The organism is Streptomyces sp. NPDC003284 (genome assembly GCF_053589675.1).
In genome coordinates this window covers 35,179-49,282 of sequence record NZ_JBSFSI010000033.1, presented here as the reverse complement: position 1 = coordinate 49,282, position 14,104 = coordinate 35,179, and the positions used below count along the sequence as shown (strand labels likewise).

Genomic DNA, 14,104 nt, shown 5'->3' with positions numbered 1-14,104 from the left:
CGCGTCGGTGATGTCACGGTCACACCGGCACCTATGTGTTCTTGACACATGGGTGAGTCCGGTACGGTGCTGACCGGCCGCGCCAGGCCGGAGATACGGAGCGGGAAACCCGAAGGTGTTCCGTACGCTTCGGTGTCGCATGTGGTGTCCGGAGCCGACCCGTCGCCACATGTGAGGTGCCGGACACGAGCTTACCCGCCGCCGCCGTGACCGGCGACGGATGTCTCAGGGCCCGGAACCATCGGTCCACCACGCTCAGGGGATTCAGCGTATGAACGACGAGAGCACCTCCTTCCGTCCCGCCCGCGGGCGAGTCCGCCGACGGGGCCTGCGGTCCGCCGTCGCGATGCCGCTCCTCGGCTCACTGGCCGCCTTCGCCACGGCGGTTCAGGCGGCCGTGCCCGCGGCGGCCGCGGTCCCGAACGCCGGAGTCCTGAACGCCGGTGCCCCGGTTGCCGGTTCGTCGGCCGACCCGCCGAAGCTGCCGCTGATGCCTCCGGCGCTCACCTCCGACACGGCCGCCTGCACCAAGCCGTCGAAGGTCCGGGTGGACGCGGTGCCCTGGGCGCAGCAGAGCCTGAACCTGGCCCGCGCCGGACGCTACAGCCAGGGGGCCGGGGTGCCGGTGGGCGTGGTCGACACCGGGGTGTCACCGCAGGCGCCGCTGCTCGCCGGGCGGGTCCAGGCGTCCGGGAGCGCCGCCCAGGACTGCGTGGGGCACGGCACGTTCCTCGCCGGTCTTGTCGCGGCGGCCCCCGCTCCCGGCGGCGGTTTCAGCGGTGTGGCGCCCGGGGCCCGGATCATCGGGGCGCGGGGCACCGACAAGAATGGGACGGCGAGCGCGGCCCGGGTCGCCGAGGGCATCGAGGCGGTGGTGGCGGCGGGCGCGAAGATCGTCGTCGTCTCGGCCGCGCTGCCCGCCCCCAGTACGGCGCTCACCTCGGCCGTGACGGCGGCACAGGCGCACGACGTACTGGTGATTGCCCCGGCCGCACCCGACACCAAGCCCTCCGGCTCCGGGCAGGGTGAGAGCGCGGCCCCCACCGCCTACTGGCCGGCCGCGGCGGACGGGGTGCTCTCCGTGGTGGACACCGCCATCGACGGCGGCCGGCCCCAGGACGCCGTTCCGGTCCCCGGGCACGCCGATCTCGCCGCGCCCGGCACCGGGATCACCGGCATCGGTCCGACCGGTACGGGCGTCTACGTCGCCAACGGGCCCTCGGTCGCCGCCGCCTTCGTCGCCGGCACCGCCGCACTGGTCCGCGCCCAGCGGCCCGGACTGAGCGCGCGGGAGACCGCCGACCGGCTGAGGGCGAGCGCCGCGCACGCGGAGGTGCCGCTCCTCGACCCCGCGGCGGCGCTCAGCATGGTGCTGCCCTCGGCGGCACCGGCCGCGGGGCAGGACGACACGGCGGTACGGCTGCCGGGCCCCGCCGCCCGCAGCGACGTCGTACGGCGTGCCGCTCTGCTGGCGGGGGCGGCCCTGCTGGTGGCGTTGGGAGCGGCAGCGGCGGCGGCCCTGGCCCGGACCCGCAGGGCGCGGCGCCCCGCCGGAAGCGGACCGGCATGACGCGTACCCCCCGTGGTCACCGCCCCCGGCTCCGTGCGGGCCGGGGGCGGTGCTGTCAGCCCAGCCCCTCCTCTCCCTCCGCCCCGTGCAGCAGCCCCAGCTGGATCTGCGTCGTACTGCGCCGCGTGATGTAGTTGCCCCGGCCGGGCGGCAGCACCTTCGGCCTGACGTTGTTGAACACATAGCCCTCGCTGGGCGGGCAGGACAGCAGCAGACCAGGTGTGTTGACCTCCAGCATGCGCCGCACCAGCGGGTCGTTGAGGCCGCGCATCGCACCCGCGGCGGCCCGGGTGACGACCATGTGCAGACCCACCTCGTACCCCAGTGGCAGGTGCTCCAGCAGGGGTTCGAAGACCGGCCGCATCGGGTTGGCGACGAGGTCGTAGTCGTCGACGAGGACGAACAGCCGGGGCCCCGACCACCAGTCGGGCTGCCGCATCTGGGCCGGTGTGATGTCCGGCCCGGGGGTGCGGGTCTTCAGAGCGCGGCTCACCCCGTCCAGGTACTCCGCCAGTTGGTCGACGGAGACCGCGTGGCCGAGCTGGTACTCCTGGGGCACCGCCTCGACGAGTTCGCGGCGGAAGTCGACCACCAGGATCCGTGCCTCGGCCGGGGTGAACCGCTCGGTGATCCCCTTCGCCACCAGGCGCAGCAGATTGGTCTTGCCCGACTCGCTGTCGCCGAAGGCCACCAGGTGCGGGGTCTCGGCGAAGTTGTGCCAGGCCGGTGCGAGCTGGGTCTCCTCCACACCGAGCGCCACGTGGAAGGGCCGTCCCTCGGGCGCGGACGGCAGCTCGGCGGCGTCGAGTTCGGTGGGCAGCATGCGCACGGGCGGTGCCGACGGGCCCTGCCAGCTCTCGGCCACCGCCGCCACCAGGTCGGCCACGCCGTCGCCGAGGCTGCCCGGGTCGTCGACGCCGTCGATGCGCGGCAGGGCGGACAGGAAGTGCAGCTTGGTGTCGCTCGTCAGACCCCGGCCCGGCACGGCCGGGACGGTCCGGGCCCGGCGCATGTCGATGCTGGAGTCCAGCGGGTCGCCCATGCGCAGCTCCAGCTTGGTGCCCGACTGGTCGCGGACCGCAGTGTTCAGTTCCGCCCAGCGGGTGGTCGCGGTCACCACGTGAATGCCGTAGTTCAGACCGCTGGACGCGAGCTGGGCGATCGTCTGCGTGTGGTCCTGGAACTCCTGCCGCATCGTCTGCCAGCCGTCGATCACCAGGAAGACGTCCCCGTGCCGCTCCTCGGGGAACTCGCCTGCCGCGCGGCGGCGGCGCAGGGTGGCCATGGAGTCGATCGAGTGTTCGAGGAACAGCCGCTCCCGGTGCGCGAGCAGCGTGGTCATCTCGGCCAGGGTGCGGCCCACCCGCTCGGCCTCCAGCCGGCCCACGACCCCGCCCACATGCGGCAGCCCGGCCAGCGAGGCGAGCGAGCCGCCGCCGAAGTCCAGGCAGTAGAACTGCACTTCACGCGGTGTGTGGGTGAGGGCCAGGGCGGTGATCAGACCGCGGACGAGCGTGGACTTGCCGCTCTGCGGACCGCCCGCGACGGCCACGTGGCCTCCGGCGCCGCCGAGATCCACCGTCAGCAGAGCGCGTACCTGCTCGAAGGGCTTGTCGACGATCCCGAGCGGGACCCGCAGCCTGCCGCGGTCCTCCCAGTCGGCCGTGGTCAGACCCAGCTCGGGGTCCGGGATCAGCGGCGGCAGCAGCGCGTCCAGCGTCGGCGGCTCGCCCAGCGGCGGCAGCCACACCTCGTAGGCCGGCGGCCCGGAGTCGCGGAGCTTGTCCAGGGCCACCGCCAGCAGGCTGTCGGCCTCCTCCTCGTCCGCACCGGCCGCCGCGGGCACCGGCTCCGGGTCCGCGGCCTCGTCCCGGCCGCCCACCCAGTCCCCGGTCCAGGGCATCACCTGACCGGCGATCTTCTCCTGGGCCAGCGCACCCACCTTCTGCCGGTAGGGCCCGGAGACGTACGCGGCCCGGAACCGGGTCAGCGGCTCGACACCGCTCTTGAGGAAGCCGCTGCCCGGCTGCGACGGCAGCTCGTAGGCGTCCGGCACACCGAGCACGCCCCGGCTCTCCATCGCCGAGAACGTCCGCAGGCCGATGCGGTAGGACAGATGGCCCTCCAACTGGTGCATCCGGCCCTCGTCAAGACGCTGCGAGGCCAGCAGCATGTGCACGCCCAGGGACCGGCCCAGCCGGCCGATCGCGACGAACAGGTCCATGAACTCCCGGTGCGCGGCAAGCAGTTCGCTGAACTCGTCCACGACGACCAGCAGACTGGGCAGCGGCTCCAGCGGCGTACCGGCCGCGCGCGCCTTCTCGTAGTCGAGCACCGAGGTGAAGTTGCCCGCGCTGCGCAGCAGTTCCTGCCGGCGCTGGATCTCGCCGCGCAGGGCGTCCTGCATACGGTCGACCAGGGCCACCTCGTCGGCCAGGTTGGTGATCACGGCCGAGGTGTGCGGCAGCTCGTCCAGGCCGAGGAAGGTCGCGCCACCCTTGAAGTCGACGAGGACGAAATTGAGCGTCTCCGACGAATGAGACAGGGCCAGTCCCAGCACCAGGGTGCGCAGCAGCTCGCTCTTGCCGGAACCGGTGGCACCGATCAGCATGCCGTGCGGTCCCATGCCGTCCTGGGCGGACTCCTTGATGTCCAGCTCGACGGGGCGCCCGTCGGCGCCCACCGCGATCGGCACCCGCAGCCGCTGGCGTTGCCCGCCGCGCCGCTCCCAGAACTCGGCGGGCGAGAAGCGGTGCAGGTCGGGGATGCCGAGCAGCGTGGTCAGCTGGATGTCGGTGGCCAGCGGCTGCGCGGCCTCCGCGGTCGCCCCGGTGCGCATCGGGGCGAGTACGGCGGCCAGCGCCCGCGCGGCGGCCGGTCCGAGCCGGTCCACGCGGCCCAGCGTGATCGTCGTCTCCTTGCGGTCGCGGTCGGTGCGGACGATCCTCAGCTCGTCGTGCGCCCGGCCGCCCTGCTCCTGCGGCTCGCCCTCCTCGACCCGCAGCCGGAGCACCGTACGGCCGGGCCGCCAGGGCAGCCCCCCGGCCAGGTCCACGACGACGGCGTTGCGGAATCCGGCCCGCGCCGCCCGGTGGCCCTCGGGCAGCTGGCCGCCGTCCAGGACGACGACCACGTACGGTTCGTCGGCCGTGGGCGAGGCACCCGGCTCGAAGTTGGCCCGGCCGGTGAACTCCTCACCGAGCAGATCCTCCAGCTCGGTGAAGGCCGAGGTGATCAGCCGGGCCGGACCGGCGCCGTCCGACTCGGCCGGGTGCAGCGTGTGCGGCAGCCACTTGGCCCACTCCCAGTCCGCGCGGTGCTCGGGTGCGACACAGAACGCGATCATCAGGTTCTGCGGTGTGTGGGCCACCGCCAGCTGGCACACCAGAGCGCGCGCCGCGTCCAGCACCTTCGCCCGCTCACCTTGGAGGAGGACCCGCGCCCAGGCCCGCAGGAACAGCGCGATGGGCTGCTCCGGAACGGTCGAGTAGGCGTTGATGAAGGCCCGCAGTGCGTGCGCGGTCAGCGGGTCCAGGTCCTCCACCGGCTTGGTCGCCTTGTTCGCCAGGCGCAGCGAGAGCCGCTGGTCTCCGACGGCGAGCCGCACCTCCGCGAAGTCCTCGTCGGTGGCCCGGCGTTCCCACAGCCGGGTGGTGGCCGCGAACGACCACAGCTCCTCGGGCTCCGGGTGCCGCCAGGCCAGGGCGCGCTGCTGCTCGGACACGGCGGCCCGTGCCTTGCGCCGCATCCCGCCGAGGTAGCGCAGATAGTCGCGGCGCACACCCTGCATCTTCTGCTTGCGCTCGGCACCGGACTTCACCAGCTGCCCGACCAGCATCGTGATCATGGACAGCAGCATCAGCCCGACCACGAGATAGATGACCGGGCCCGTACCGCTGCCGATACGTGTGTACAGCAGCACCATGCCGACCGACATGCCCGCCATCGGCAGATACGTCAGCAGCCCGGTAGACGAGGAAGGTGCCGACTCGGACAGGGTCGGCGGCTCCTGGAGGGCCAGTTCGCCGTCAGGGAGGTCCGGGCCGCGCCGACGGGCGGGCCTGCGGAAGAACACCACGCTCAACTGGGTATCTCCTTCACGTGTGCACGGGAGCAGAAGGACCGGGCCCCGGAGTTGCGGACACGGACCCGGAGACTCACGGCGAGAACACGTATGTGTCCATGAGAGTATCTGCTGTCAGGCACTGCTGGCGAAGGCACCCGGCATGCCCTCGACCGCCGCCCGCCGGCCGGCCCCGGCCGTGCATGTCCCCCGGAAGGCTGTTTGCCCTCATGAGCGAGAGCTCGATGAACGGGTTGTGCCGTCTCACGGTGCGCGCCCCCGAGAAGACCCTGGATCTGGCCGTACCGGCCGACGTCCCCATCGCGGACCTGCTGCCCGTGATCGCCACACACGCGGGCGAGGACCTGGCCGAACAGGGCCTGGACCACGGCGGCTGGTCCCTCCAGCGCATCGGCGGCAGCCCGCTGGACCTGGAAGGCACGCCCGCCTCGCTCGAACTCAGGGAGGGTGAGACGCTGTTGCTGCGCCCGCGGCGGCAGGAGCTGCCGCCGGTCCGCTACGACAGCCTGCTGGAAGCCGTCTCCGCCGCCGTACGCGCCCTCCCGCACGCCTGGACACCCGACGTCAGCCGGTGGGTGCTGCGCACCCTGATGGGCGCGGCGCTGCTCGGCTGCCTGGTCCTGCTCGCCACCTCGGGCGCCGCGGGGAGCGACCGCGTCGTGCTCGCCTCGGGCGCCGCCCTGCTGGCCCTGTCCGGCGCGGGTTCGGCGGCACGTGTCCTGGAGGACCGGCCGGGAGGTGTGCTGCTCGGCCTGTTCGGCGCGGCCTTCCTCGCGGTGTCCGGTCTGCTGCTGACCGGCGGCGGCCGGCCCGGGGACGGCGCGGCCCGCACCGCCGGCGCACACCTGCTCGCGGCGGGCGCGGCCGGGGCGGTCGGGCTGGTACTGGCCACCGCGATGGTGGCCGGCTACCCCGTGGTGTTCGCCGCCGCCGGGGTCCTCTGCCTGGCCGCGGTCTTCGGCGGCGGCGTCATGCTCGGCCTGGACGTGTCCTTCCCGCAGGCCGCCTCCGCCGTCGCCGTCGGCGTGGTGGTCCTCGGCGCCTTCGTCCCCATGCTGTCCTTCTCCCTGGCCGGACTGCGCCTGCCGCCGCTGCCGACCAACCCCGAACAGCTCCAGGAGGGCATCGAACCCCGTACCGAGGGCGACGTGGCGGCCGGGGCCGCCGCCGTCGACCGGTGGATGACCGGACTGTACGGCGCGGTCGGCCTGGTGTGCCTGGTCTGCCTGGCGGCCATGGCACAGCGGCCCGGCACGGCGGAGACCGTCACCGCACTGCTCCTCTCGGTGCTGCTCGCCCTGCACGCGCGCAACCTGGGGACCTCCTGGCAGCGGATCGCCCTGGTCCTGCCGGCCGGTCTCGGCAGCCTGCTGCTCACCGTCGAGTCCGCCCGCACCCACGGCATTCGCGGCGAACTCCTGGGCACCGCCGCCCTCCTGGTCGCCGCCGCGCTCGCCGGTGTCGTCTGCTGGACGGTCCCCGGCCGCCGGCTGCTGCCCCACTGGGGCCGGGCGGGCGACCTGCTCCAGTCCGCCGCGGCGCTGGGGCTGCTCCCGACGACGCTGTGGGTCCTGGACGTCTACCGGCGCCTGCGCGGCCTGAACGGCTGACCCTCCGATCCTCTGAGGAGTGACACCATGCAGTCCCGACGCGATCAGGTCATGGCGCATCAGTTCCTGGTGTCCCGGCTGACCTCCGGCCTGCTGCGGGCCGACCCGGACCTCGCCGAGCCGCCCGCCCGGCGCACCAACCGGGGCATCACCTACGGCACGGTCGTCGCCGTCGTCGTCGCGGCCGGGTTCCTGCTCTTCGGCTTCATCAAGCCGGGGGGCAACAGCTCCTGGCGGGACGGCAAGTCGCTGATCACCGAGAAGGGGACGGGCACCCGCTACGTGTACGACGGGCGGCTCCACCCGGTGCTCAACTACCCCTCGGCCCGGCTGCTGCTCGGCCCGGACATGGCGACGGTCTCGGTGTCCGCGCAGTCCCTGGCCGAGGCCCGGCACGGCAACCCCGTCGGCATCCCCGGCGCCCCCGACTCGCTGCCCGCCGCCACCGCCCTCGACGCCCACCCCTGGCAGGTGTGCGCCGCGACCACGGTCACGGCGTCCGGTGCCCGCAAGCCGCTGACCGTGCTCGCCGTCGACACCGAGACCCAGGGCGCGGGCGTACCGTCCGGCCAGGGTGTGCTGGTGCACGGGCCGGACGGCGACACATACCTGCTGTGGCAGGACAACAGGTTCCGGATCCCGGGCGGCAGGTCCACGCTGGCCGCGCTCGGCTACGGCGGCACCGACGCGCTCGCCGTCTCGGCGGCCTTCCTGGACGGTGTCCCGGCCGGCGCCGACCTCACCGCGCCCGCGCTGTCCGGCCTGGGCTCGGCCGGTCCGAGCCTGGACGGCCACCCGACCCGGGTGGGCCAGGTGTTCACCGTCCAGACACCCGGCTCGGCGCAGCGGTACTACGTGCTCGGCCACGACGGGCTGATCCCGCTGACCGCCACGCAGGCCGCCCTGGTGCTCGGCGACCGGCGGACCAAGGAGAAGGCGTACCCGGGCAGCGCGCCCGCGGCCGTCGCGCTGTCCGCCCAGGCCCTGGGCGGCACCCTCGCCCCCACCGGTTCGGACTCCGCCCAGGCCGTACGGCAGTCCGGCGCCCGCCTTCCGCAACAGCCGCCCGCACTGCTGACGGTGCCCGACTCCGCCGGCGTCTGCGTCGGCCTCGACGCGCAGGGCACCCGGGCCGTCCAGGTGACCCTGACGCTGGTTCCGGTGCGCTCGCTCACCGACCAGGCCCTTCCCCCGCTCAAGGCGTCCGCTCCCGCCTGCCTCGCCGTGGACGGTATCGCCGTGACACCGGGCGGAGGCAGCCTCGTCCGTGCCCTGAACAGCTCGGGCGGCGGCACCGGTACGGCGACCTACCTCGTCACCGACAACGGGGTGAAGTACCGCCTGCCCGGCGCGGACGCCGCCAAGGCCCTCGGCTACGACCTCGGCGCCGCCGAGGGCCTGCCCGGCGCACTGCTCGACATGCTCCCGAGCGGCCCGGATCTGTCCCCGGCGAGCGCGGCCACCGGCAAGGTGTCGGTCACGGGCACACCTGCGTGCGGGCGGGACGGCGGGGCCGTGGGCAAGTCCCGCTGAAACTTTCTTGGTTGATGTGAACCCCGAACGCACATGTCTCGTGTTCAATGTGTGGTGGGAGGTCTGTCGGCGCCACGACGTCTCCCGTCACACCCCTGCTCGTTCTCCGGTGTCACTGCCGACGAGACCGGACGGACGAGCCCCATCCGTTCAAGGTGAGGAGAAGGTATGAGCGACAGCCCGGTCGAGGCGATGAAGAGGTCGTCGACCCTGACGTACGACGGCATCCACAGGGCCCTGACCGATGCCCAGCGCACGCTCGCCGGTGTGGAACAGAACGTCCAGGCGATCGAGAACAGGCTCGCGGGCGGCTACGGCGGGGACGACGGCACCGCGTTCCTCGACCTGGTCAGGCGCTGGCATCGGCAGTTCGAACAGATCAACCGTGCGACCGGGAAGATCCTGCACGTTGTCGAGGACAGCAGCCAGACGGACGCCAGGACGCTGCACGGGAACATGGAGGGGGTCAGCGTCCTCGCGGGGACCAATGTGTTCGACGGGGGATCTCATCACGCGTCGAGTTCGTACAACACGATGATGGGCTGACCCTGCCGCTCGCGCGCAGGACCGACGGACCACGCACAACACAGGAGATGTGAGGGAGAACCATGGGAATCGACGCGAACTTCACTGTCATGGGTTCAGTCGTTCAGGAGATGGAGGAGCAGGCACTGATCATGAACAGGACCATCGACAACCTCCAGCGAGCGCTGGCTGCGTACACGCAGAGCTGGGTGGGCGAGGACCGGAAGGCGTACAACGACGTCAACAACACGTGGGAAGCCTGCCAGCTGAGGGCTCAGCAACTCCTCAGCAGTTACCACACGACGCTGCACAACAACATGACGTCCCTTTCCCGCGCTTCTGCCTCGAACCGGGACAACTTCCAGAGCATCACCATCTGACCGGGCCGGGCGGAAGCGTGAAACCCGCATCAGGAGGAAAATATGGCCGGTGATGACTTCCATCTGGAGCGGTTGGACTTCCCCGCTCTCCAGGCGTTCATCGATGACGGGATCGCGAAGTTCGAGGAGAACCTGAAGAGCATCAGGGCCTCCGACACCCAGGCCCCGAGTCTTTTCGACCTCTCCACCAGGTCTCCCGTCATGCACCTCGGCTTCCTCGAAGCCGATGAGACGACCGGCATGCAAGGGCTGTCCGGCCGGACCAAGGCTGCCGCGAGCGCCGTCGACAAGGTCCTGAACAAGCACGTCACGGCGTTCTCGGAACTCCATGGCAAGCTGCAGACCGTCATCGAGACCATGAAGAAGGCGCAGCAGCACAACCTCGCGGACGTCGACGCGCAGAAGTTCGTGTCCGCTCTGGGCGGCTACGAGGCAGCGCTCGGCGGCGGCAACAGCAACGCGAGTGCGCCGCCGACCACCAAGACCTAGCAAATGACATCCGAACGGAGCAGGGCATCATGCCGACGGACAATTGGGAACACACCATCACCCAGATGACCGGATGGCGGATGCCCGAACGGAAGGACATCCAGGAACATGTCGGCGACAGTAATGCTGCCTGGGTGAACGTCGATGTCAAGAAGGTCGCCGACATGCACCCGGATGACCCACTCGTTCTCCACTCGGAGGAGAAAGAGAACGGGTTCCATCTGGAATTCTTCAAGGTGGAAAAAACGCCGTTCCTCAAGGATGAATGGGTGCTCGTCTCCAAGTGGCAGGTGGATGTCCAGTACCTTGACAACCAGCCCGCCGAGGACTTTCTGACGAACTCGTTGCATGCCTTGACGAACCTGGTGTCCCGCCATACGTCCGTCGAGGCGTCGTCCGCTTCCGGTGCGCCGAACGCGGACGAGGGGGTCGACCTGCTGAACTTCGTGAAACTTGCGGAGTCCTTCGACCGTACGGGCGCTTTCTTCAAGGCGCACACCGATGTCCTGGCGAACTGGAAGAATGACCTCGGCGACGAACAGGCGGCGTGGAAAGGGACTGCGGCAGGGGCCTTCTACCACCTGCTGGACGACCTCCACGCGAAGTACGAGAACTACACGCGGCAGATCATGCTTCCGGAGGGCAGCCACCGGTACAAGTCGGTGTCGAAGCCGGACTTTGAGCCCAAGACGCTGCATGCGAATTCCCTGATCGCCTCCGAGAGGTTCGTTTTCGAGGCATTCTGGGATCTCTACCAGACCTTCTACAAGTTCCTCTGGGGTCAGTCCGGGGAAATACCGATGACCTGGCCGGACGGTCGCATCTCCGGGTACCGTGTCCCGGCCACCCCCAAAGGCGTCCTCAATCTGCATTTCCGCTCCATGGTCCAGTGGATCAACGGGGTCAACGCCCACACGGTGGGCACTTATAACGGCCGGTTCGTGGTGGACGCCGCCAATTATTCCGAGAGTTCGGTCTACGGTGCTTTTATCGACACGAGTACGTGGACCTATATCGCGTCCGTGGCCCGAGACGCGTGGACCAAGAACGTGGAGATGAACCTGGACGAGCCGGCCCGCAGGGTCGTCTCTACTCTCCAGGGGATAATGAACCACCAGCTGGACCCCAACTGGAACACCGCCTTCTCCTTCGAGGACACCTCGAACACCTCACTGAGCAGCGAGGTGAACGAGGAGATCGCGGAGAAGAAGGGCGACGACTTCAACAAGAGTTTCGACAAGTTCACCCAAGGAATCAACAAGGGCTTCGACGATCTCTCGGGTGGGGTGAAAGACGGGTTCGGTAATTTCAACAGCGGGTTGAGCAAACTCAGCGGTGGTGTCAACGACGGATTCAACAACTTCAACACCGGACTGAGCGAACTCAGCGGTGGCGTCAACGACGGATTCGACAGCTTCAACACCGGGCTGAGCGACTTCAACAAGGACCTGACCGGCGGGGGCGACAACCCGCTGGCCATGGGAGGCGGCGACCTGACCGGCGGGCTGGACGGGCCCGGTGGGGCGGGTGTGTTCACCCCCGGCACCTCCGACCTCCTCGGCGGGAACTCGCCCACCGGAAACCTCACGGGGAACGCTCTCCTGAACGGTCTCGGGTTCAACACCGGTCTGCCGATCAGCAACATCGACGGAAGCAGCACCCTGCGCACCGGAACAGGCGTGACGACGACGTTTCCCGACGGCACGTCCACGACACGCAATGCCGACGGCAGCCTGACCACGAAGTTCCCGGACGGCACCGTCCGCACGGTCACACCTGACGGCGAGGTGAAGACCGTGGACGCGAACGGGCACACGGTCACCAGCCACCTCGGCGTCGGGGAGTCGCTCTCGAACCCGGACGGGTCGAGCATCACCCGCAACGCGGACGGCAGCCTGACGCAGACCGCGGAGGACGGCACCAAGACCACCACCTTCACCAACGGCACCTCGGAGATCGTCAGGCCCGACGGGCAGACACAGATCACCTCTCCGGACGGCACCGTCTCCCACCTCAACCCCGACGGCAGCCTGACCACGGACGGCGCCAACGGCTCGCATGTGACGGTGCACCCCAACGGCGACGTGACGACGACCGATGCCCAGGGCCACACCACCACGAGCCATCTCAAACCAGGTCAGAGCATCACCAACACCGACGGCAGCACCACCAGTATCGACAGCAAGGGCGACATCATCACCCGCCACCCGGACGGCAGCACCACCACGGTGCATCCGGACGGCACCATCACCACCACGAACGCCACCGGCCTCGACGCACGCGGGAACACGCTGACGGGCAACTCGCATCTCACACAACCCAACTACGAGTTCCCGACGATCGGGACCGCGGACCGGGTGACACACCTGCCCAACGGTACGGTCGTGACCGACCAGCCCGACGGCACCTCCCACACCCGATTCACCGACGGCAGCGCCATGGTGACGAGCTCCGACGGGCAGTTCCAGGCGCTGCCCAGTCCGGCAGGCGCGGCGGCCGCGGCGGGCTTCGGTGCCGCCGGAGGCGAGGGCGTCGGCGCGGGTGCCGACCCGGCGGCCGCGGCCGGGGCGGGGCTCCTGGCCGCCGGCGGTGTCTCGGACAGCCAGAACGCGCTCGGTCTCCTCTCCCCGATGATGATGATGGCCGGCATGAACCGGATGGGCGGCCAGCAGCAGGGCGGCGGCGGTTCGGGCGCCGAGCGCAACCGGGAGACGTACGACGACCAGAGCATGGACGGCGCGGTCTTCCAGCACGGGATGCCGGGCCCCTCGACCCCCGGTGCCCCGGACGAGGCCGAGGAGTGGGAAGAGGAGGAGAGCGACTCCGAGGAACTGCTCGCCCCGCGACGGCCGGCCACCGAGGCCCCGTACGGCATGCCCGGTGGCGGCGGCTCCAGGATGTCGACACAGAGCGGTACTTCGTGGTCCTCGGACGGCAAGGACGTCTGGGGCACCGAGGACGGCGGACTGCCGGCCTCCATCGGTCACTGAGAAGCACGGAATCACAGGAGCAACCATGGACAGGCCCACCGGGAGTGAGCTTCAGGACGCTCTCGCCGAGTTCGCCAAGAAGCACGAGTCCCTGCTCAAGGCCCGGGAGGAGATGAGGACCATCTCCGTGACGGCCCGGTCGAAGGACGGCTCCGTCGAGGCGACGGTCGGGGTCAACGGTGAGGTGTCGGCACTCCGCTTTCCGGACAACAAGTTCAAGGAGATGACTGGCAAGGCTCTCGCCACCAGCGTTCTGGAGGCTCTGACGAGGGCGCGTGCCGAGGCATCGGCACGCGCCACCGCCGTCCTGCGGACCGTGGGCGGCGCCGCATCGGGCGGACCGGGGGGCAGCCTCCTGGACCGGCTCGACCTGGACCGGCTGCTGGATCCGAAGTCGTTCGCGGACGTGCTGGCGCAGCAGAGGCAGGAGGCGAGGAACCGTGGCTGACAGTGGGCTGCGGATCGAGCCCAACCGGCTGCTGGCGGGCGGCGATGCCACCGACGAGATCGGCGGCGCCGCTCTGCGGGCCGCAGACGCCTTCGCCACGGACACGGCGTACGACCCGCAGGACCCGCCCTGGGGCAACGACCACTACGGCCGCGACTTCGCGGTGAACTACATCCCGGTGCACACCCAGCTCCGTGACGCGGTCAACGCGCTGGCGAACGCCATCCACAGCGCCGCGGCCCTCACCCGGGGCGCGGGCGAGGACTTCAAGAAGGCCCAGGAGGAAGCGATGAGGCACATCGAGGACGCGCAGAACCAGCCGCTTCCCCCCACCGGGTCCGTCGTGCCGACCCCCGGCGGCGGGCCTCTGCCGCACTCCGGCCCGCACCCCGGCCGAGGCTAGCCCGCCCCTCGTGGTCCGTGAAGGCCGCCGTGTCCGTACACCGTCGAGCGGTGTACGGACACGGCGTCGTCC

At 70.6% G+C, this 14,104-nt stretch carries 10 protein-coding genes; 9 read left to right on the top strand and 1 reads right to left on the bottom strand.

The genetic code is table 11. The annotated features are described in order from the left end of the window. The first annotated feature begins 271 nt into the window (after window positions 1–271). The gene (locus ACWDYF_RS36350; RefSeq protein WP_381741852.1) at window positions 272–1,570 is read left to right on the top strand and encodes a S8 family serine peptidase; all 1,299 of its coding nucleotides are present in this window, start codon (window positions 272–274) and stop codon (window positions 1,568–1,570) included. A 55-nt stretch (window positions 1,571–1,625) separates the two neighbouring features. On the opposite strand, the gene eccCa is transcribed toward ACWDYF_RS36350, so the two are convergent. Further along, a complete protein-coding gene (gene eccCa / locus ACWDYF_RS36345; RefSeq protein WP_389474431.1) occupies window positions 1,626–5,648 on the bottom strand; it encodes a type VII secretion protein EccCa in 4,023 nt (1,340 codons plus the stop codon). Window positions 5,649–5,863: 215 nt separating this feature from the next. On the opposite strand from eccCa, the gene eccD reads away from it, so the two are divergent. From eccD to ACWDYF_RS36305, 8 genes are all read left to right on the top strand, one after another. After that, window positions 5,864–7,264, top strand: coding sequence for a type VII secretion integral membrane protein EccD (gene eccD, locus ACWDYF_RS36340; protein ID WP_389474421.1), 1,401 nt, complete (start codon window positions 5,864–5,866; stop codon window positions 7,262–7,264). Window positions 7,265–7,291: 27 nt separating this feature from the next. Next, window positions 7,292–8,797 (top strand): type VII secretion protein EccB, encoded by a 1,506-nt coding sequence (gene eccB, locus ACWDYF_RS36335; protein ID WP_389474419.1) that lies wholly within the window; start codon window positions 7,292–7,294, stop codon window positions 8,795–8,797. Window positions 8,798–8,965: 168 nt separating this feature from the next. Beyond that, window positions 8,966–9,343, top strand: a complete 378-nt coding sequence (locus tag ACWDYF_RS36330; RefSeq protein ID WP_389474417.1) for a WXG100 family type VII secretion target — start codon at window positions 8,966–8,968, stop codon at window positions 9,341–9,343. Window positions 9,344–9,405: 62 nt separating this feature from the next. After that, on the top strand, window positions 9,406–9,702 hold the full coding sequence (locus tag ACWDYF_RS36325) for a WXG100 family type VII secretion target (protein ID WP_389474415.1): 297 nt from the start codon (window positions 9,406–9,408) through the stop codon (window positions 9,700–9,702). 42 nt (window positions 9,703–9,744) lie between these two features. Then, on the top strand, window positions 9,745–10,191 hold the full coding sequence (locus ACWDYF_RS36320) for a type VII secretion system-associated protein (RefSeq protein WP_389474413.1): 447 nt from the start codon (window positions 9,745–9,747) through the stop codon (window positions 10,189–10,191). Window positions 10,192–10,220: 29 nt separating this feature from the next. Continuing rightward, window positions 10,221–13,181 carry an AAWKG family protein gene (locus tag ACWDYF_RS36315; protein ID WP_389474411.1) on the top strand — a complete coding sequence of 987 codons (2,961 nt, stop codon included), beginning with the start codon at window positions 10,221–10,223 and terminating at the stop codon, window positions 13,179–13,181. A 25-nt stretch (window positions 13,182–13,206) separates the two neighbouring features. After that, on the top strand, window positions 13,207–13,629 hold the full coding sequence (locus ACWDYF_RS36310) for a YbaB/EbfC family nucleoid-associated protein (protein WP_389474409.1): 423 nt from the start codon (window positions 13,207–13,209) through the stop codon (window positions 13,627–13,629). Further along, window positions 13,622–14,032 (top strand): hypothetical protein, encoded by a 411-nt coding sequence (locus tag ACWDYF_RS36305; RefSeq protein ID WP_381741868.1) that lies wholly within the window; start codon window positions 13,622–13,624, stop codon window positions 14,030–14,032. Before ACWDYF_RS36310 ends, ACWDYF_RS36305 begins: the two co-directional genes overlap by 8 nt. Window positions 14,033–14,104 lie beyond the last annotated feature (72 nt).